General features: G+C 61.7%; 20 protein-coding genes and 1 pseudogene. 12 read left to right on the top strand and 9 right to left on the bottom strand.

Annotated features, from left to right (window positions below; translation table 11 throughout):
• Nucleotides 1–24: 24 nt before the first annotated feature.
• The 9 genes from hisD to HFX_RS10040 all read left to right on the top strand — a co-directional run bounded on the left by hisD (nucleotide 25) and on the right by HFX_RS10040 (nucleotide 6,314).
• Complete coding sequence (hisD, locus tag HFX_RS10080; RefSeq protein WP_179955378.1) at nucleotides 25–1,305, top strand: histidinol dehydrogenase; 1,281 nt, start codon at nucleotides 25–27, stop codon at nucleotides 1,303–1,305.
• 87 nt (nucleotides 1,306–1,392) lie between these two features.
• Nucleotides 1,393–1,758: a HesB/IscA family protein gene (locus HFX_RS10075; protein WP_004060171.1), complete on the top strand. Its 366-nt coding sequence runs from the start codon at nucleotides 1,393–1,395 to the stop codon at nucleotides 1,756–1,758.
• Between the two features lie 39 nt (nucleotides 1,759–1,797).
• Complete coding sequence (locus HFX_RS10070) at nucleotides 1,798–2,046, top strand: DUF5816 domain-containing protein (protein WP_004060172.1); 249 nt, start codon at nucleotides 1,798–1,800, stop codon at nucleotides 2,044–2,046.
• A gap of 87 nt (nucleotides 2,047–2,133) precedes the next feature.
• Entirely contained in the window at nucleotides 2,134–2,478 is a 345-nt protein-coding gene (locus HFX_RS10065) for a DUF7116 family protein (RefSeq protein WP_014732548.1), read from the top strand.
• A 76-nt stretch (nucleotides 2,479–2,554) separates the two neighbouring features.
• Complete coding sequence (locus tag HFX_RS10060; protein WP_004060174.1) at nucleotides 2,555–3,241, top strand: hypothetical protein; 687 nt, start codon at nucleotides 2,555–2,557, stop codon at nucleotides 3,239–3,241.
• Nucleotides 3,238–3,897: a hypothetical protein gene (locus tag HFX_RS10055; RefSeq protein WP_004060175.1), complete on the top strand. Its 660-nt coding sequence runs from the start codon at nucleotides 3,238–3,240 to the stop codon at nucleotides 3,895–3,897. Before HFX_RS10060 ends, HFX_RS10055 begins: the two co-directional genes overlap by 4 nt.
• A 160-nt stretch (nucleotides 3,898–4,057) precedes the next feature.
• Nucleotides 4,058–4,264: a dodecin gene (locus HFX_RS10050; RefSeq protein ID WP_004060176.1), complete on the top strand. Its 207-nt coding sequence runs from the start codon at nucleotides 4,058–4,060 to the stop codon at nucleotides 4,262–4,264.
• A gap of 146 nt (nucleotides 4,265–4,410) precedes the next feature.
• Nucleotides 4,411–5,790, top strand: a complete 1,380-nt coding sequence (locus HFX_RS10045) for a bifunctional metallophosphatase/5'-nucleotidase (protein WP_004060177.1) — start codon at nucleotides 4,411–4,413, stop codon at nucleotides 5,788–5,790.
• A 116-nt stretch (nucleotides 5,791–5,906) separates the two neighbouring features.
• Nucleotides 5,907–6,314, top strand: coding sequence for a universal stress protein (locus tag HFX_RS10040; RefSeq protein ID WP_004060178.1), 408 nt, complete (start codon nucleotides 5,907–5,909; stop codon nucleotides 6,312–6,314).
• Nucleotides 6,315–6,331: 17 nt separating this feature from the next.
• Here HFX_RS10040 and HFX_RS10035 read toward each other — a convergent pair whose 3' ends face one another.
• Nucleotides 6,332–7,405, bottom strand: a complete 1,074-nt coding sequence (locus HFX_RS10035) for a mechanosensitive ion channel family protein (protein ID WP_004060179.1) — start codon at nucleotides 7,403–7,405, stop codon at nucleotides 6,332–6,334.
• Between the two features lie 327 nt (nucleotides 7,406–7,732).
• Between HFX_RS10035 and trmB the strand changes: the two genes are divergently transcribed.
• A complete protein-coding gene (gene trmB / locus HFX_RS10030; RefSeq protein WP_004060180.1) occupies nucleotides 7,733–8,794 on the top strand; it encodes an HTH-type sugar sensing transcriptional regulator TrmB in 1,062 nt (353 codons plus the stop codon).
• 39 nt (nucleotides 8,795–8,833) lie between these two features.
• On the opposite strand, the gene HFX_RS10025 is transcribed toward trmB, so the two are convergent.
• The 8 genes and pseudogenes from HFX_RS10025 to HFX_RS20290 all read right to left on the bottom strand — a co-directional run.
• A complete protein-coding gene (locus tag HFX_RS10025; protein ID WP_004060181.1) occupies nucleotides 8,834–9,631 on the bottom strand; it encodes a hypothetical protein in 798 nt (265 codons plus the stop codon).
• A gap of 77 nt (nucleotides 9,632–9,708) precedes the next feature.
• Entirely contained in the window at nucleotides 9,709–10,797 is a 1,089-nt protein-coding gene (locus HFX_RS10020) for a Gfo/Idh/MocA family protein (RefSeq protein WP_004060182.1), read from the bottom strand.
• A 119-nt stretch (nucleotides 10,798–10,916) separates the two neighbouring features.
• Complete coding sequence (locus tag HFX_RS10015; protein WP_004060183.1) at nucleotides 10,917–11,120, bottom strand: hypothetical protein; 204 nt, start codon at nucleotides 11,118–11,120, stop codon at nucleotides 10,917–10,919.
• A 157-nt stretch (nucleotides 11,121–11,277) separates the two neighbouring features.
• Nucleotides 11,278–12,465, bottom strand: coding sequence for an ABC transporter ATP-binding protein (locus tag HFX_RS10010; RefSeq protein ID WP_004060184.1), 1,188 nt, complete (start codon nucleotides 12,463–12,465; stop codon nucleotides 11,278–11,280).
• A 2-nt stretch (nucleotides 12,466–12,467) separates the two neighbouring features.
• Nucleotides 12,468–13,427 (bottom strand): carbohydrate ABC transporter permease, encoded by a 960-nt coding sequence (locus tag HFX_RS10005; protein WP_004060185.1) that lies wholly within the window; start codon nucleotides 13,425–13,427, stop codon nucleotides 12,468–12,470.
• Nucleotide 13,428: 1 nt separating this feature from the next.
• Nucleotides 13,429–14,376 (bottom strand): carbohydrate ABC transporter permease, encoded by a 948-nt coding sequence (locus tag HFX_RS10000; protein WP_049917512.1) that lies wholly within the window; start codon nucleotides 14,374–14,376, stop codon nucleotides 13,429–13,431.
• A 126-nt stretch (nucleotides 14,377–14,502) separates the two neighbouring features.
• Nucleotides 14,503–16,038, bottom strand: coding sequence for a substrate-binding domain-containing protein (locus tag HFX_RS09995; protein ID WP_004060187.1), 1,536 nt, complete (start codon nucleotides 16,036–16,038; stop codon nucleotides 14,503–14,505).
• A 238-nt stretch (nucleotides 16,039–16,276) separates the two neighbouring features.
• Nucleotides 16,277–16,426: pseudogene (locus HFX_RS20290) on the bottom strand (aldo/keto reductase); the annotation flags it as partial.
• Nucleotides 16,427–16,533: 107 nt separating this feature from the next.
• On the opposite strand from HFX_RS20290, the gene priS reads away from it, so the two are divergent.
• The gene (priS, locus tag HFX_RS09990) at nucleotides 16,534–17,691 is read left to right on the top strand and encodes a DNA primase small subunit PriS (RefSeq protein ID WP_004060189.1); all 1,158 of its coding nucleotides are present in this window, start codon (nucleotides 16,534–16,536) and stop codon (nucleotides 17,689–17,691) included.
• Nucleotides 17,688–18,626: a hypothetical protein gene (locus HFX_RS09985; protein ID WP_004060190.1), complete on the top strand. Its 939-nt coding sequence runs from the start codon at nucleotides 17,688–17,690 to the stop codon at nucleotides 18,624–18,626. The genes priS and HFX_RS09985 overlap by 4 nt, the downstream gene beginning before the upstream one ends.
• Nucleotides 18,627–18,649: the final 23 nt, after the last annotated feature.

Below are 18,649 nucleotides of genomic sequence, written 5' to 3'. Positions count from 1 at the left end.
CGACGCTAAAGCCCGGGTATGAACATCGAGGTTCGCGAACTGGCCGACCTCGGCCCCGACGCTCGCCGCGCCTTCTTCGAACGAGACGCCGGCGTCGGCGACGTTCGCTCCGACGTACGCGACATCGTCGAACGAGTCCGCAGGGAGGGCGACGTTGCGCTCCGGGACTACTCCCGCGAGTTCGACGACGTCGAAGTCGGCAACATCGACGTGAGCGACGCGGCCGAACGCGCCTACGACGAAATCGACGACGACGTGCGCGAAGCTATCGAGACGGCGGCGGCGAACATCCGCGAATTCCACGAGCGACAGGTCCCCGAAGACTGGCGCGAGGACTTCGGCGCTTCCGGCACGCGCGAACTCGGGCGACGCTACCGCCCCCTTGACCGCGTCGGCGTCTACGCACCCGGCGGTACCGCAGCCTACCCGTCCAGCGTTCTCATGGGTGTCATCCCCGCCAAAGTCGCGGGCGTCGAGCACGTCGCGGTCGCCACGCCACCGGCCGACACGATGAACCCCGTCACCCTCGCTGCAATGCACGTCGCGGGTGCTGACGCGGTGTACTCTGTTGGTGGCGCACAAGGCATCGCCGCTCTCGCCTACGGGACAGAGACCGTGAAGGCCGTCCAGAAGGTCGTCGGCCCGGGCAACAAGTGGGTTACGGCCGCGAAGGCCGAGGTTCGCGGCGACGTTGACATCGACTTCCTCGCCGGTCCCTCCGAGGTACTCGTCGTCGCCGACGAGACCGCAGAGGCGCGATTCGTCGCGGCCGACCTCGTCGCACAGGCCGAACACGACCCGAACGCTTCCGTGGTCGCCGTCACCGACGACGCCGACCTCGCCACAGAAATCGTCGAGGAGGTCGAGCGACAGGCCGCAGAGCGCGAACGCACCGAGACCATCGAGGCAGCGCTGGAGAACGACGCTTCGGGCGTGCTCGTCGCCCGCTCGATGTCCGAAGCGGTGCTCTTCGCCGAAGAGTACGCCGCAGAGCACCTGTCGATTCAGGCCGACGATGACGAAGCTCTCCTCGACCGTATCGACTCGGCCGGAAGCGTCTTCCTCGGTCCGTACACCCCAGTCGCCGCGGGCGACTACGCCTCCGGAACGAACCACGTGCTACCGACTGGTGCCGGTGCGAAGCAACAGGGCGGACTCTCGGTGGACCACTTCGTCCGCTCGACAACTGTCCAGCGACTCGACCAGGAGGCGCTTTCGGGCCTCTCAGAGACGGTTACGACGCTCGCCGAAGCGGAAGGACTCGACGCGCACGCACAGAGCGTCCGCGAACGGTTCGAGGAGTAAGGGTCGGAAACGGCACGACCGTCGTCGCGGCAGCAGCTTTTTTCACCCGGCGGCACAGTTAACCGTTCCCACAGTATAACGGGTAGTATGAGTACCGAATCCGCGACTGGCAGCGACGAGGCGGCCGTCACGGTTACGCCCGAGGCCGCGGACGAAGCCATCTCGCTCCTCGAAGGAGAGTCGATGGACACCGACGTGGCTGGTCTCCGCCTGTTCGTCCAGCAGGGCGGCTGCGCCGGTTTGTCGTATGGGATGCGGTTCGATGGCGAACCGGAAGACGACGACACCGTCGTCGAACAACACGGCCTCCGCGTGTTCGTCGACCCGGCGAGTATGAACTACATCGGCGGCGCGACGCTCGACTACGAGGGCGGCCTGCAGGGGGCAGGTTTCAACGTCGAGAACCCGAACGCATCGAGCAGTTGCGGCTGTGGCGAATCCTTCCGCACATAGGTCCAATTTCTTAAGCCACCTGCTTCCCAACCGGGTGCTATGACCCAACTCCAGTCACAGACTGTACCGGGTGGGAAAACTGTGTTCGTCGCGAGCAACGAATTCGACCGTGGGTCGAAAGGCCCGTTCTACGTCGTGTACTCGACCGATAGCGCCGAGTCCCGATGGGGCTACCGCTGTGGGAACTGCGATTCGTTCGATACCGCGATGGACACGATGGGTCGCGTCGAATGCAACGAGTGTGGAAACGTCCGGAAACCAGACGAGTGGGACGCCGCCCACGAATAGTATCGCCGCAAAAGCAACACATTCGCCGTCATTGGTACGGTATATCGTGACAATCTTTATCACAGGTGCGGGTGTACGTTGACCTGCATGGCCCAGGCTTCGATGCCTCCTGTTCAGGAGGCTCGGTCGATATTCGGTCAGCTCGGCTACACCGTCTCGGGCGACGGTCCCGATATGCTGGCTGAACGCAAGTGGCGTACGGTCCAAGTGACCGCACTGAGTTCGCGCGAAGCGACCAATTGCCGTCCGGCGTTTACAGACGGCGGAACCGAGACACAGTACCGGCTCCGCTGTTTCGTGACGTGGGACGACCACATTAGCGCGCTTCGAGAGCGACTTCGCGGTATCGACCTTCCGTACGAATGGGCAATTATCGGCGTCTCCGACAACGGAGGTGACGACTACGAGGTCGTCCGGGGCACGAACACGTGACTCGGGTCGGCCTGCACAGCTTATAATCACAGACACGCGCCCAAACGTTTTCTCAGCCCGTCGCTAACGGACGGGCATGACACGGACCACGCAGACGGGGCTCCGTCGATTCGTCCGTAGCAGACGACTCAATGCAGCGCTCGCGTGGCTGTTCGTCGGCTTTCTCACAGCGGTCGCTATCGGGAGTGTCGTCACCGGCGGCGACCTCGTGTGGGGCGGCTTCGCCGCGGGTGTCGCCATCCTGACCGTCGTCCCCGCCGTTGCGTTTCGTGAGCCACAGGCGATGCTTCCGTGGGAAGTCATCGCGCTGGCTTCGTTTCCGCTCGTCGCCCGGGTTCTCGTTCGAGGCCAGACCATCGGCGGCGTGATGTTCACGGGCCGCGTTTCGACCTATCTCGCGGTCGCCGCGGTCGCACTCATCGTCGCGGTCGAGTTGGACGTGTTCACACCCGTCCGGATGAACTACTCGTTTGCTATCGTCTTCGTCGTCATCGCCACGATGGCCGCGGCGGGCGTCTGGGCGGTCGTACAGTGGCTCTCAGATATCTATCTCGGAACGGAATTGCTGTTCAACGGGCGGAGCGACGATGTCATCGAGACAGGTCTGATGTGGGATTTCGTCGCCGCCACGGTCGCCGGGCTCGTCGCCGGATTACTGTTCGAGCACTACTTCCGCCGCCGGGCGGGGTCGCGAGAACGCCTCCCCAACGAAGTCGCAGAAGTCGGGGAGACCCAAGAGTCGGAGGACGGTGACCTGCCGTGAAGGTTCGAACGAGGCTCCACATCGACGAACGGCGACAGCAACAGCTCTCACGAGCCATGCAGATAATTCTCATCGGTCTCATCTTCATCGGCCTTGACCGGCCAAACTTCGGTATCGTCGTCAACGCCTCGGTCAGCCTCGGTGTGACGTACCTCCCAGCACTACTCGAACGCGACTACCGCATTCCCATGGATGCGGGCCTGACGCTTTGGATATCCTCCGCGGCGTTTTTCCACGCCCTCGGGACCGTTGGCGTTCCCGGCACGGAGACGAGTTTCTACGCAGGCATCTGGTGGTGGGACCACTTCACGCACGCACTGTCGTCTTCTGTTGTCGCCGCCGCTGGCTACGCGACCGTCCGCGCGGTCGACGAACACACGACTGCCATCTACCTCCCGCCCAGATTTATGTTCGTCTTTATCCTGCTTTTCGTCCTCGCGTTCGGAGTCTTCTGGGAAGTCATCGAGTTCGCCATCTCGGGGGTCGCCACGCTCGCCGGAACCGGGTCCGTCCTGACGCAGTACGGACTCGAAGACACACTCTTGGACCTCGTGTTCGACGCTATCGGCGGCGTCGTCGTCGCCATCTGGGGAACGGCTCACCTTACTGATGTGGTCGGGGCGCTTCAACAACGACTTGAGAAGGCCACCCGCTAAACTTGAGAAGGCCACCCGGAAGGGTGATTTCCGTCTTCCGAGCTGCTGACCTCGTAGTCGAGTGTTTATAGACGCTCGTCTACGGTGTACCGGAACCGCGATGCTGTATCGTGAAATTGGGGACGATTATTTGTGATAGTACGACGAATGGTCAGCCGAGATGGTGTTTAAGAAAATCACCCTCATCGGTCGGAGTAACGAGAGTTTCGACGCGGCAGTCGACGACGCCATCGACCGAGCGGAGGAGACGCTCGCCGGCGTCCACTGGGTCGAAGTGGAAGAACTCGGCGTCGAAGTCGCGTCCGTCGAGACACGAGAGTACCAAGCCGAGGTTATCGTCGCGTTCGAACTCGAAGCAGAAGAATAGACGAGCGCCACACTGCGGCGGAGTGAGGCGAGTCGGGAGGTGGACCCACCACTGTCCCGACCCGTTCTTCCGTCCGCATCAACCCCTCTCCGTCGTGTTGTCCCGACGGCTTCTTGTCCACTCAGACCCCCACATTCGAGAAGCGAATGCCTCGTCTCCTCCACTACTCCGATATCGAGAACGTCTTCGACGACCCCCTGCGTGCTGGTCGGCTCGCCGGGTGCGTCTCCGCCCTCGACGACGACCACACGCTCGTCGTCGGCAGTGGCGACAACACCTCTCCGGGCGTTCTGTCACTCATCGAACGCGGTGGGCAGGCGCTCGACTTTTATCACGCCGTCGACGCCGACTTCGAGACGTTCGGCAACCACGACTTCGATTACGGTCCTACTCGGACCCGCGAACTCGTCTCCGCGAGTCGTCCCACGTGGGTTACGAGCAACGTCTACGACGAAACCGGCGACCGGTTCGGTGCCGCCGAAGGGACTGCCCCGTGGGCCACCGCAGCGGTCGACGGACTGACGCTCGGGTTCTTCGGCGTCACCGACCCCGCGACGGAGTCGACCAACCCCGAAGCGGTCGACCTCACGTTCACCGACCCCTACGAAGCGGCCGCCGACGCCATCGCTGCACTCCGCGAAGAAGGCGTGGATGCGGTCGTCGCGCTCTCGCACCTCGGCAGCGGTGACGACGAACTCGCTCGCCGCTGCGATGTCGACCTCGTTCTCGGTGGGCACGTCCACGCCGAACGAGACGATGTCGTCGACGGCGTTCCTATTGTCCGACCCGGAGCCAACGGCCACGTCGTCTGGGAAGTCCGACTCGACGACGAACGAATCGAGACGGTTCGACACAGAACGTCCGAGTACCGGGGCGACGAATCGCTCGTCGAGGCACTTCACGGGCGCGTCGACGCCGCCGGTCTCGACGAAGTGCTCTGCAGAATCGACCAACCGATGGACCGTACCGAAGAGACCGTCGCCGCGGGCGAGTGTCGCGTCGGAAACGCCATCGCGGACGCCTACCGGTGGGCCACCGAGGCCGACGTGGGACTCCAGAATAGCGGTGGCATTCGCTCGGGTCCACCCGTCGGACCCGACGTGACCCACGCCGATATCGTGAGTCTCGTCCCCTTCGAAGAACACCTCGTGGTCGCCGAAGTGACCGGCGAGGAACTTCTGGACGTGTTCAACGATGCCCGTGGGTCCGCGATGGGCTTCGGCGAACCCGAGTGGTGGCACGCCCAGATAAGCGGCGCGCGAATCGTCTGGGACGACGACCGGGACGAAGTCGTCGAAGCCTTCGTCGACGGCGACCCAATCGACTCCGAGGCGCTCTACACGGTTGCGACGAGTGACTACCTGCTTCACAGTTCCGTCGAATTCTCGGCGCTCACGCGGGCGCACCGCGCCGGCGAGTTCGAGATTCAACACGACGCGGTGGCGCGGTACGCCCGCGAAGTCGGCTTCGACGCCGAAATCGAAGGCCGAATCGAACGTCGGTCGAGCGCCCACACAGAGGACTGACTCGTGCTGTGGTCCCACCGCAACGGCAGCGACTTTATCCAAGACAGAGACAGTGACCGAGGCGAACCCATCCGCGAAGGAAAGGTTCACGCACGCGTAGCGAGTGGGTCCCGAGTATGACACGGGTCGTAGTGCCGGTCCGGTATCCGCTCTCGAAGCACTCCCGGGCGACACTCGAAGAGGCGATTCGAGTTGCGAGAGAGCGCGACGCCGAGTTGACGGTGCTGCACGTCGACCTCTACCAGTCGAACCGCGGCGTGACGCGGACGGAACTCAAGCGGGCGGTCGAACGCGAGTTCGGCCCGCTCGTCCGCGCCCGATACGTCGTCCGCCATGGGTTCCTCGTCGAGGAGACGATTCTCGAAGAGGTGGCCGCCGAAGAAGCGGACATCGTCGTCATCGGGTCGAAACAGGCGAGTCGATGGCGAAAGATGCTCCGTCGGTTCCTCGACGACCCCGATATCGACGTGTACCTCCGCGAGAAACTCGACTGTACGGTTATCACTGTCCGCGCCGACTCCTGAGTATCGCTCGAACCGAGTTACTCGTCTGCTTCGTCATCCGCTGCTTCTACCGAGTCGGTCCGTCCAGTCGGTGGCGACGCAACCGTGTGACGGTGGTCTTCGGGACCGTCGCCACCGGAGACCCGAACTGCCCCGCTCGTGTCGTCGAAGACGAGGTGCGTGTGCGGGTACGCGAACTCGACGTTCGCGTCGGAGTCTTCGAGGTGAGACCACAACCTCGTCTGGACCTCGGACTGAATCTTGAGCATCTTGTACGGTTTCAGCGCCCAGTAGCGGAGTCGCAGGAGGACGCCGTTATCCGCGTACGATTCGATATACGCGGTTGGCTTCGCCGGATACCGGGCGCTCCCGATGCGGATGTCCGGACCGCCTTCGATAACTGCCTCGCAGTCGCGGGCGGCGCGTTCGACGAGGTCGCGGGCGGCCGCGATATCGGATTCGTAGGTGACGAGCACGTCGAGCGTCAGGCGCGTCCGCTCGTCTTCGGCGGAGTAGTTGGTAACGTCGCGCTCGCGGATGTTCGAATTCGGCATGACCAGAAAGGTGTTGTCAAGGGTGAACACCTTCGTGTAGCGCAGGTTGATTTCCTCGACGAACCCGCGGGTCCCGTTGTCGAGTTCGATCATGTCGCCGATTTCGTAGGGCTGGTCCGCGAGGACGAATACGCCGTTGATGATGCTCCCGACGATGGGAGCGAGCACGATACCGAGAACGGCAGAAAACACCGTCACCGAGAGGACGATGTTGCCCAGTTCGAAACCGAGAATACCCGCGGCGACGCCGCCACCCGTGAGGATAATGGATAGGCGGACGAATCTGAGAATCGTCTGTGCGACGCTCTGGCGGCGGAAGTGTCGGGCGACCGGCCGACCGAGTAGGCGAACGACGTACTTCGAGAGACCGACTGACAATCCGAGAACGAGAGCGGCCAAGACGAGTTGCCATCCGGGGAACACCAGATACTCGGGGACGAAGTCCGGCGGTTTCATCGCCCCGGACTGAAGCGCGACAAGCGCGGGATGTGTCCCGTCGGCCAGCAACGTCCCGGTGACAACATCCCGCATGCTGACGACCCCCTCGACTCCGTCCATGGAAACCGCAACGGGAAGGGTCGAAAAAAGGGTTGCCACTGCGGGAATTCAGGTCGCAGTGAACGGCTACGTATTGGTACTCCGAACAGGAAGTTGCCACACAGAGACTAGACCACGGATGCGACGGCCTCGTCGAGCGACTCCGCAAGCGCAAACCGGAACTACCAGATACTCCGGGGATATGTAAGCGGTATATAGAGACGAATTCTGCTCGGCGTGGCTCCGGCTACCGCTTCCACGCGTCTCCAACTATACCACCTATTTTCGGAATTCTGTGCTACTCGGTTTTCAGTAAATGTTTTAGGTGATGACGTACACGTCACGACCATGGCTGACGAACTGCGACTCACCATGGAGCGAGTCGGTGAGCGCTTCAACCTCGGCGAGTACGAAATCGACGCGTACCTTGCCGTCCTCGAACACGGACAGTTGACGGCGAGCGAAATCGCCGACCGAACCAGTATCCCGCAACCTCGGGTGTACGACACGGTTCGAAGCCTCTCCGACCGCGGACTCGTCGAACTCCGCGAGTCGCGCCCCATGAAAATCGTCGCGGTCGACCCGGACGACGCCTTCTCGAACGTCAAGACCTCGCTGGAGGAACTCATCGAGGAACTGGAAGCGCGCTACACCGCCCCCGCCCGAGACACCGAGGCAGTCTCGCTCGTCAAGTCGCGGTCGACCATCCTGCGCTACATCGAGGAGATTATCGAGGCGGCCGAGTACGAACTCGTGCTCTCTTTGACGCCGGACCTGCTCCGTCGCTTCCGCGACGACCTCGCGGCGGCCATCGACAGCGGCGTCAGCATCGACCTCCTGATTACGCCCGCCTCCCGCGCACCCGACCCGGACGAGTTCAACTACCTCGACGTGGCGACCATCGCCCGCGCCCGCCGCGGTATCACCTCGCCCGTCCTCGCGGTTGCCGACGGCGAGTACTCAATCTACGCGACGCAGGACGCGCTCCGCGACGACCGCGACCGCTACGGCGTCATCTTCAACCGCTCCGCGCTCGGCTTCCTCGTGAGCGGCTTCTTCGGGACCGTCCTCTGGAGTACCGCCGAAACCATCGTCGCGAACGGCAAGCGCCGTCCCTTCCCGCGCCGCTACGCCTCGATTCGCCGCGCCGTCAAGGACATCCGCGAAATCGAAGGTGACTTCTACGCTTCCATCTCCGGCCGCGACGTGGAAACGGGCGATGCCATCGTCGTCGAGGGCCGCGTCATCGAGACGGCCTTCGAGGACACAGAAGAAGTCGCGTCGCTTCACATCGAGACCGACGAAGGCGTCGTCGAAGTCGGCGGCCTCGTCGCCGCGCTCGAAGACGTAGAAGGACAGGAGATTCTGCTCGGCCGCGACGAAGTTCCGGACCGCGACCAGTTCGCCTAACTCGGGAACTCGACACTGGCGGAAACGGCGAACCACTCACTATTCTTCGCGGAACTCGTAGACGACCGCACCGCAGTCCACACAGCCGAGTATCTCGTGTTCCGGTGAGTCGTGGAGACCTGCCGTCCCGCCGCAACAGTTGCGCGTCGTCGTCTCTTCGACGACGCCGCCGCACTCGGGACACACTTCGGTGAACATCCGCATCGGTTCGGTCGCGGCGAGTGCGACCATCGGGTCGACATCGCGTTCGACGACGGTGTCGAGCGTCGCCACGTCAGCGATTGCTTGCGGGCGCGAGAGCCACACCGACATGGCCGGCCCCTCGATTGCGAGGCCACCAAAATCGGGCGTCACCGTCGCTTCGAACGGAACCGCACTCGCAACGGCGTCGGCCAATTCTTCGTCCGAGGCCGTTCGGAGCGTCGCCATCGCTGATTCCCACTCCTCGCGGGCCTCGTCGGTCAGAAACAGTCCGTCGGGTTCTTCCACGAGAACACCGGCGTTCAGGAGCGTCGAGAGCATCACGTCGGGGTCGACGTTGGCGTCGAGCGAGTCAGACTGGCGTGCGGCGGCGTCGTCCTCCCTGTGGCCGAAGATGCCGTCGAGACCGACCGCCGAGACGAGCTTCGGCGCGAACGAGGGGGTTCCGGGGACGACGTAGCCGCGCAGGTAGACGAGTAGTGTTCCGACGGCGATGACGACGGCCCCGATGGGGGGCCATAGGACGCCAAGCGCCAGACCGACGAGGACGACGAGAACTGCGTTGACGGCGGTGCACGGGAGACATCGATTCTCGCCGGTGTGTTCTGGTCGCCTGAGTGCGTCGAAGACGGACATACTGGAAGAATTGGGGTGGGTGTGTTTCGCTGTTTGGGAGGAAGCGCTGTTTTCGGGATGGTGGCGCTGTGTAGAGGTTAGTTCACGGGCGGCGTTTCGAGCGTATCGAGGCGGACCGATTGACCCTCCTCGGACGAACGGTAGATGGCGTCGATGACGCGCTGGACGGCAAGGCCCTGTTCGACCGTGTTTCGACCGGGATGTTCGCCCGCCGCGACTGCGTCGAGGAAGACCTGCTGTTCCGTCTTGTGGGTGTCGTTGGCTTGCGTGTCGATATCGGCGGTCGAAAGGTGGTTTCCGCCGCCGACGCCGCCCTCGTAGAACTGGAGTTCGTGACTCGCGCGGTCGAACCGGACGCCGCCCTCAGTACCGCGGAGGAAGAACTCGTCGTTGGTCGGGCGATTCGTTGCCCACGCGACTTCGAGGGAGATGGTCGTGCCCTCGTCAGTGCGGATGAACGCGCTGGCGGAGTCGTCCACGTCGAAGCCTTCCGGTCCGACGTCGTCGCCCCACATCTCGACGAAGGTGTAGTCGTCGCGGTCGCCGAACTCGGAGCGAGTGATACCGGAGACTTCGACGACTTCGGGGAAGTCGAGGAAGTAGAGCGCGAGGTCGATTGCGTGGACACCGATGTCGATAAGCGAACCGCCACCGGCGATGTCCTTCGAGGTGAACCACGAACCGCGACCGGGGATACCGCGTCGTCGGACGTAGTTGGCTTCCACGTGGGTGATGTCGCCGAAACGGCCAGTCTCGCGGTGGTGACGGATAACTTCGACCGGGTTGGCAAAGCGGTTGTTGAACCCGACCATACAGAAGCCGTCCGCCCGTTCAGAAGCGGCGGCGATGCGCTCGGCAGACTCCAGCGAGTGTGCGAGCGGCTTTTCGAGTAAGACGTCGAGTCCCGCATCGAGCGCGGCGACGGCGTACTCCTCGTGGAAGCGATTCGGTGTCGTGATGACGACGGCGTCGACCTCCGCGAACAGTTCTTCTTTCTCCTCGTAGGTGTTCACGTCGTACTTCTCTGCGAACCGACGGCGCGCGTCCGCCTGAATGTCGAGACCGCCGACGAGGGTTGCACCGAGGTCGACTAACCGGTCTGCGTGGTGGTGTCCGATGTTTCCGAGTCCGATGATACCGACCCGGGCCGATGACGCTGTACTCATGAGATAATTATTAACTACTACTGGTGTTAAGTTTCACGTTCTTTGGCCTGATTTACCAGAACCGACAAGAGGCGGCAGGAATCGTGGCCGTCGTTGGCGGCCAGTGGGAGTGTCTCGTCTTAGTAGAGTTGCTCCTCGCGTTCCTGACGCTCTTTTTCGCGTTTCTGTTCTTCCTTAAGGCGTCGCCGTCCGCGGAGGTACTGCCGCCCTTTTGGGATGAACTTGTTCTTCAGGTCGAGAACGAACGAGACGATTCCGTACGCCCAGAAGAAGAACAGAACCGTCATCCCGACGAGGTAGAACAAGCCGATTTCGGTAACCATGGTGTGTGAGTGTGGGGTTTGGAAGGTGGTTGGTCGTTCGAAAGGTGTTGTGCGTGTTCGGTAGGTGGTTGGTCGTTCGAAAGGTGTTGTGTGGTAGGTGGCGTATCGTGAGGCTTGGAGGTGCTACGTGGTCGACGGCGGATGGTCGAATCCAGACTCAGTCGTCGCTTTCGGCCTCCGTGCCGGGCGCGCCGCTTGCCTGGATACCGCTTTCGATGCCGTGGCTGATTGCCTTTCCAGTCTCCGTATCGAAGAGGTGGACCCGCGAACGGTCGAGGACGACCGTGACGTCCTCGTCATCTTCGATGTCCGCGTCGGGAGCGACGCTCATCAGCAGTTGGTCGTTGATGACGCCGGTTGTGTCTTCGAGGTCGGCGTGAGCCTCCTCGGAGAGCTTCAGGTAGACGAAGATTTCGTCGCCCATCGGCTCCAGCACGTCCGTCATCGCGTCGATTTGGTGGCTGGGGTTCGACACGAGGCCCTGGTCTTCGCGGAGGTACACGTCCTCGGGGCGGATACCCATCGTCACGTCGGTTCCGACCTCGACCCCCAGCTTCGCGGGGTCGAACTCGACGCTGATGTACGTCGATTCGAATCCGTATTCGGTGACTTCACCGTCGAGGAAGTTCATCGAGGGCGACCCGATGAACCCGGCGACGAACAGGTTCTCGGGTTCGTTGTAGCAGACCAGCGGTGGGTCAATCTGCTGGAGTTGTCCCGAATCGATAACTGCGATGCGGTCAGACATCGTCATCGCCTCCGCCTGGTCGTGTGTGACGTAGATGATGGTCGTGTCCAGTTCCTTGTGCAGGCGCTGGAGTTCGGTCCGCATGTGGACGCGAAGTTTCGCGTCGAGGTTCGCGAGCGGTTCGTCCATGAGGAACACGCCGGGGTTTCGGACGATTGCGCGGGCTATAGCGACGCGCTGGCGCTGACCGCCGGACATCTCGTCGGGCATGCGTTCGAGCATTCCTTCGAGTTGGACGACATCCGCGGCGCGTTCGACGCGGTGTTGAATCTCCTCTTTGTCGTAGTTTCGGAGTCGAAGCCCGAAGGAGATGTTGTCGTATACGTTCATGTGCGGGAACAGCGCGATGTTCTGGAACACCATCGCCACTCCGCGGTCCTTCGGTGGGAGATTCGTGACCTCGCGGTCGCCGATGAAGACCTTCCCTTCCGAGGGGATGGTCAACCCGGCAATCATCTCCATCGTCGTCGACTTCCCACACCCCGACGGACCGACGAGGCAGATGAATTCACCATCCTCGATTTCGAGGTTCATGTCGTCGACCGCCGTTACGTCGCCGTAGTGCTTGCTTACGTGTTCGAGTTTAACGTCTCCCATAGTTACTCCTTCAGTGCTCCTGCAGTCAGTCCACTCACGATACGTTCCTGCGCAATTATGACAAGGATGGCCACGGGTAAGACCCCCACGATGGAGGCGGCGGCCATCAGGTTGAACGGGGTGTCGAACTGGCCCTGATATTTCAGAATACCAGCGACGATAGGTGCCCACGAGGAGGCTTCACCGTTGTTCATCAAGAACGAGAAGAAGAACTCGTTGTACACCGAGATGAACGTGAGCACTCCCGCAGTAGCCACGCCGGGTGCCGAAAGCGGCACGATGACGCGGAAAAGCGCCCCGAGACGAGTCGTTCCTTCGACCCGCGCCGCATCTTCCAACCCGTCGGGAATCTGCCCGTAGAAGGTTGTAAGGATGAAGATGGAAAGCGGCAGGAACAACGCGCTGAACGGGAACACCATCGGTGCCGGCGTGTTGAACAGGTCCGGCGTCGAGATGGTTACCGTGCCGATGCTAATGGCGGTGTTTCCGGTGAACAGTTCGAAAAGCGGGAGGAGGAACGCCGCTGGCGGGAAGTACGAGATGGCGAGAATGCCGAGCATCAGTAGGCTCTTCCCGGGGAAGCGGAGGCGTCCGAAGACGTAGCCCGCGAGGCTTGCGATGAGCAACACGAGTACGGTCGTCGTGATACCGAGCACGAAGCTATTGAACATGTACCAGTGGAACGGTACCCGTTCGAACATCGTGATGAACACCTCGGGGTTGAACCCCTTCGGGGCCAGTCCCATGTCGGTGATGAGGCGATTCGGTGTGAGCGCCAAGACGAGGAGCCAGTAGAACGGGAAGAGTGTCGTGACGAGGAAGAACACCGTTGCGACGTAGAACATCGCGCGGTAGACTCTGTCGGGGTTTTTGATAGCCGTGTTGACCCACCGACCGAGCGGTCCTCGTTTTATCTCTGCGTCTTCGGCGCCGAGACCGATTTCCGGGTTTTCGTCGGGCATGTTAGATTCCCTCACTGGCGAAGTTCACGATGTATACGGAGACCACGATGGCGATGATACCGGCGGTGACGAACGCCACTGTCGCCGAGGTCCCGTACAGCGGTGCGTTGAACGTGGTGACGACGAGACACGACAACGACGGGACGGTCTGACATCCCGCCATCGTCTCGATGATACCGTAAACTCGCATCGCGTCGATGGTGCGGAACAGCATCGCAACCAATACCGTCGGCAGGATGAGCGGAAAGGTGATGAGCTTGAACTGCTGCCAACGCGACGCGCCAGCGACCTTCGCCACGTCGTACAGCGAGCGGTCGATGCTCTGCATCCCGGCGAGGATGAGAAGCGCCATGAATGCCGAAGTCTTCCACACGTCAGCCACGATGATGAGGAACAACGCGTCTGCGGTGTCGCGCAGCGGTGTCGTTCCGATGAGGCCGAGTTGGTTCATGATGGCCGGGTTGTCGGTCGTGCCGACGAGGAACCCGATGTTCGGCTGGAACATCAGGAACCAAATCATCCCCTGAATGACGATGGGCACAGCCCACGGGATGATGATGGCAACGCGGACCCATCTCCGACCGCGGAAGTCCTGGTCCAAAATGAGCGCCTGACCGAAGCCGATGAGCGTTTCGAAGAGCACGCTGAACACGGTGAAGATGAGCGTCACCATCAGCGCGCTCGAATAAATGTCTGTTACGAACGGGAATTCTGTCGTGAATGTCGGGAGGAAGGCCGATGGGAGCGCAAAGTCTCGCGCGCCAGTAAACAGGTCGACGTAGTTCTGCAACCCGACGAACTCACCAAGTCGTGCGGTCCCCGTTATCTGGTCGGCGAAAAGCGACATGCTGAACGTCGACACGAGCGGGTAGACCGCAATGACCCCTAACAGGATGAGTGCGGGTGCGAGAAGCAGGTACGCGAACTGCGTCTCCGAGAGCGTCTCCATCCAGTTGACGACCGACGAATACGGGCCGCTTCGCTGGGTTTCGGAAAGCGCCTCCCCAGATTGTTGTTCTGTTGCCATGTCAAATGTTAACGTATGTATTTGGTGCGTCTCGGTAAAGACGTTACTCTACGCATTCTGCTCGGTTTGTTCCAGCTGTGAGGCGAGGTCGGACATCGCCTGCTCGGGCGTCTTCTCCCGAGCCATCGCGTTGTTGACTTCCTGAGCGATTTTCCCGGACTGCTGGGGCCAGACGACGGTAACTGGACGCGGAATGGCGTTTTCTCCGGCGACCTTTAGGGCGTCGAGGTAGCGACCGATGATAGGCACCTGTTTCGCTTGCTCGGAGTCGAGAAGCGACGGTCGGGGCGGAATCCAGCCGATAATCTCGAAGAGGTCGAGCTGGAACTGCTCGTCTTGCATCGTCTTCAGCACCTGCACTGCTGCCTGCTTTTTCTTGTCCGTGGCGTTCGGGTTCATCGTCATGTGCCAGCCACCGAGGGCTGCGACCGGGCCACCAGTACCCTCGTACTTGGCGTTCTCGGGTGTGACGCCGTACGGAATCGGCATGACACCGAGGTCTTCACCGAATCCGGTCTGGTCGTTTTCTGCCGACGGCTCGGCACCGTTGATGACGATGGAGTACGGCCAGTTGCGGTGCATGACGGCGTCGCCACCGGTGAACGGTTTGCGCGACGGTTCTTCGGTCCACTGGAGAACGGCTTCGGGCGAAACCTTGCCCGTGATACCGTCGAGCGAGTGCTCGTCATCCTCGCCGTGGATGAGCGTGCGGACCATTCGAATGGCGTCGAGTACGGGTTCTTCTTCGACTGTGATGGGACGGTCGCCGACGGGGCCGAAGAGGTTGTCTCGGCCGCCGAAGTACGCGCCGCCGTACGAGGTCATGAACTCGTTGAAGTCACAGCACGACAGACCCTCGTAGACGTTTGCCTGGAACGTGTAGCCGTGCTTGACATCGTTGGCGTCGAGTGCTTCCTTCGTAACCTTCGAGAATTCCGCCCAAGACATGGATTCGGTCGCCCACGTCTCGAAATCGGCGTCAGTGTAGCCCGCATTCCGGAGCAGGTCCTTGCGATACTGCATCGTCGGGAAGTCCGGGAAGAGCGGTTGCCCGTAGAGGTCGCCGTCTGTCCCTTTCGCCGTCGAGACGCTGGCCTGGAAGTATTCGTCTTCGATGGTTGACACCATCTCACTCGGGAGCGACTTCGAGAAATTCTGTAGGAGGTTGCGGGCGATAAACGGAATCGTCCACCCACTGTCCATCATGAGAAGCGTTGGTTCCGAACGGTCACCACCGAGCCACTGCTGGTACTGCGCCTGACGGTTGTCCGTCACCTGCGACCCGGCGATGATTTCGACGGTGATGTTTTCCGGGAGACCGGCATCCCGGAGCGCTTGAAATACTTCCTCCTTTGCGTTTCCGACGCGAGTGTCGGCGGCCCACTGGACCGTGATGTCTTCTGTGGGTGCTTCAGTGTTAATCGGCGTATCAGTGTCCGCTCCACCACCACCGTTTCCACCCCCTCCATCTGTGCTAATACAACCGGCGAGTCCGACGGCGACGCCCGATGCGCCGGCAGCCTTTACGAAACTGCGGCGAGAGACGCCAGTTCGCTTACTCGTGTGAGAGTCAATATCAACCATTACAGTTTGTAATCTACAATCAATGATTATTTATAGTTTTGGTGCTGGCCACTACCGCTGTTGTAGTAAATTACTTGTCAATATTACCGGCAGTCCGGACTTCAGTCAATCCACCGATTTATAATTATTATTGAATATGTTTGTCCTATAATGTATTAGTCTTTACCCGGCACCGGCCCTGCGGCGTCTTCGGCGCTTCGATACGTGCCATCTCGTCGTCGGTCAGGTCGATTTCGAGTGCACCGAGGTTCTCGTCGAGGAGTTCGAGACTCGCCTCACGGTCGTTCATCATCCAGTCCGCGCCGGACCCGAAGTTCATACAGCCGAGACAAAGTCGTGAGACTTCTAGACCGGTCGTTCAGAGCCGTGTGTACGACATCTCAGACATGGCTAGGTGTTAGCTAGCAAACAACAAAACGTGCGCACGGTGAGAGAGTCGCCCACGGGCGCGCAGAGACGTAATCGCTTTAGCCCCGCCTCCGGAATCCGGGGTGTATGGATGGGCGCACACGCGAGTATCTCGAAGGTCGCTTCGGTGACTACTACCGGAGTACCGACGTTCCGCTCCCACCCGCCCCCGACGAGCGGGAGTGGGGCGTCATCCCGTGGTCGGCTGGCGGAACACGAATGCACCGCCACCAGTCGTTACTCGATTTGGGTGAGCTCTCGGACTACCTCGCCCGCAGTGCGCCCCGGCACGTCTACTTCTCGTCGGCCCGGTTTGCCGACCCCGGCGCGGCGACGATGGACGACAAAGGTTGGCGAGAAGCCGACCTCGTATTCGATATCGACGCCGACCACCTCCCCGGTGTCGACCCCGAGACGACCGGTTACGCCGACATGCTCGAAGCGGGCAAGCAGGCACTTTTGGACCTCCTCGACCTTCTCGAAGACGATTTCGACTTCGACGAGATGCAAGCGGTCTTCTCGGGCGGCCGCGGATACCACGTCCACGTGCGCGACGAGTCTATCCGCGGTCTCGACAGCGAGGCGCGCCGCGAAGTCGTCGATTACATCCGCGCCATCGACCTCGACTTCGACGCGCTCATCGAGACTCGACAGCACGGCACGACGACACAGCGGGTCCTCCGAGCCGAAGGCGGGTGGGGCCGCCGCACGCACCGCAGACTCCTCGACTTCGTCGACGGCCTGATGGACATGGAAGAGGAGGCAGCGCTCGAACGGCTGAAGGAACTCGACGGCATCGGCGACGGTCGAGCGAAGACCATCCTCGGCGCGTTCCGGAATAATCCGGACGCCATCCGCGAGGGGAACGTCGAAGCCGGTGGTCCCGGCGTTCGAACACTGGTCGAATCACTCGCTCGGGAGACCGTCGAAGACGAAACGTCACCGATAGACGAACCCGTGACGACCGACACGAAGCGGCTGATTCGACTCCCGAAGAGCCTCCACGGTGGTTCGGGACTCGTCGTCGAACCCCTCGCTCGCGACGAAATCGAGGCGTTCGACCCGCTGGTCGACGCCGTTCCGGACCGCTTCCGCGGAAGTGAGGTTTCCATCAAAGTCACCGACCCCGGTGAGGTGACGTTCGATGGCGATACCTTTACACTCACATCCGGTGTGCAGTCGGTACGCGAAAGCCTCGGGGTGTTTCTCATGACCCGCGGTCGAGCTGAGAAGGTGACAGAATGAACGTAGACGACCTCAGGAGTGTGCTTCGGACGGAGCGACAGAAAGATAGCTTACAGCAACTCCGCGAGTCGTTCTACGAGGACGTTGCGGAGTATATTGCCCAACAGAAAGCGAAGCGACAGCAGAAAGCCGAACAGCTCGGAACCCCTTATTCTCCCGAAATCCGGCGCCTCACCGACGAAATCGAGACCGCAGAAGAGGTGGTAACGTCTATCTACGAACGCCGCGTCGGCAAGGTCGTCAAGGCCGCAAGTTTCGCTGCCGCCGGCATGTCATCCGAGACGGCCGGCCTGACTCACGAAGAACAGCAACTGTTCGACGATTTGGTCGCTCGAATCGAGGAAAATCGCGGAATCGTCCTCTCGGCACTCGAAGACGTTGCGGCTGCTGATTCCGCACCGACCGAGGTGTCGGCGACTGACGTGTCGACTTCGGAGCCGACGGGGACAGGTCCCGACTCGGCAGCAAACCCAATGCCATCGTCGGACACCGCACAGGCACCCGACTCGGAGCCAGCTTTTCCGCCGGACGAACCGGACTCGGAGACGGCCGGGTCGACTACCGACGCTGGCTCACCTGCAGCAGACGCCGGCGACGTACTCGCCGACGCGATGGGAACCGGTACGAGCGACTCGACATCCCAGTCCTCAGCTGACGGTGCCGACGCCTCCGCAACGGACCGTCCTACCGACGAAGCGGCGGCCGTCGTTGGTGGCGACGACCCAACGAGTGGCAGCGGTACGGACTCCACCGAAGACGACCCACTTTCGGGTCTCGCCGACGAACGCGAGACAGTCCGAATCACCGCCGACGTGGGAACTATTCTCGGCGTCGACGAACGCGAATACGACCTCGCCAACGAGGACGTGGTGACGCTCCCCGCCGCCAACGTCGACCCACTTGTCGAGCGCGGTGCCGCGGAAAAACTCGAGTGAGAAAGACCCTTCTTTGCGCCGCT

It is taken from the genome of Haloferax mediterranei ATCC 33500, assembly GCF_000306765.2.
Lineage (GTDB): Archaea > Halobacteriota > Halobacteria > Halobacteriales > Haloferacaceae > Haloferax > Haloferax mediterranei.
This window is presented reverse-complemented; position numbering and strand designations above follow the sequence as displayed.

Bases quoted from the DNA above. Each gene is read 5' to 3' on its own strand.
- HFX_RS10075 (WP_004060171.1), top strand. From the start codon at position 1,393: ATGAGTACCGAATCCGCGACTGGCAGCGACGAGGCGGCCGTCACGGTT.
- HFX_RS10070 (WP_004060172.1), top strand. From the start codon at position 1,798: ATGACCCAACTCCAGTCACAGACTGTACCGGGTGGGAAAACTGTGTTC.
- HFX_RS10065 (WP_014732548.1), top strand. From the start codon at position 2,134: ATGGCCCAGGCTTCGATGCCTCCTGTTCAGGAGGCTCGGTCGATATTC.
- HFX_RS10060 (WP_004060174.1), top strand. From the start codon at position 2,555: ATGACACGGACCACGCAGACGGGGCTCCGTCGATTCGTCCGTAGCAGA.
- HFX_RS10050 (WP_004060176.1), top strand. From the start codon at position 4,058: ATGGTGTTTAAGAAAATCACCCTCATCGGTCGGAGTAACGAGAGTTTC.
- HFX_RS10045 (WP_004060177.1), top strand. From the start codon at position 4,411: ATGCCTCGTCTCCTCCACTACTCCGATATCGAGAACGTCTTCGACGAC.
- HFX_RS10040 (WP_004060178.1), top strand. From the start codon at position 5,907: ATGACACGGGTCGTAGTGCCGGTCCGGTATCCGCTCTCGAAGCACTCC.
- HFX_RS10035 (WP_004060179.1), bottom strand. From the start codon at position 7,405: ATGGACGGAGTCGAGGGGGTCGTCAGCATGCGGGATGTTGTCACCGGG.
- trmB (WP_004060180.1), top strand. From the start codon at position 7,733: ATGGCTGACGAACTGCGACTCACCATGGAGCGAGTCGGTGAGCGCTTC.
- HFX_RS10025 (WP_004060181.1), bottom strand. From the start codon at position 9,631: ATGTCCGTCTTCGACGCACTCAGGCGACCAGAACACACCGGCGAGAAT.
- HFX_RS10020 (WP_004060182.1), bottom strand. From the start codon at position 10,797: ATGAGTACAGCGTCATCGGCCCGGGTCGGTATCATCGGACTCGGAAAC.
- HFX_RS10015 (WP_004060183.1), bottom strand. From the start codon at position 11,120: ATGGTTACCGAAATCGGCTTGTTCTACCTCGTCGGGATGACGGTTCTG.
- HFX_RS10010 (WP_004060184.1), bottom strand. From the start codon at position 12,465: ATGGGAGACGTTAAACTCGAACACGTAAGCAAGCACTACGGCGACGTA.
- HFX_RS10005 (WP_004060185.1), bottom strand. From the start codon at position 13,427: ATGCCCGACGAAAACCCGGAAATCGGTCTCGGCGCCGAAGACGCAGAG.
- HFX_RS10000 (WP_049917512.1), bottom strand. From the start codon at position 14,376: ATGGAGACGCTCTCGGAGACGCAGTTCGCGTACCTGCTTCTCGCACCC.
- HFX_RS09995 (WP_004060187.1), bottom strand. From the start codon at position 16,038: ATGGTTGATATTGACTCTCACACGAGTAAGCGAACTGGCGTCTCTCGC.
- priS (WP_004060189.1), top strand. From the start codon at position 16,534: ATGGATGGGCGCACACGCGAGTATCTCGAAGGTCGCTTCGGTGACTAC.
- HFX_RS09985 (WP_004060190.1), top strand. From the start codon at position 17,688: ATGAACGTAGACGACCTCAGGAGTGTGCTTCGGACGGAGCGACAGAAA.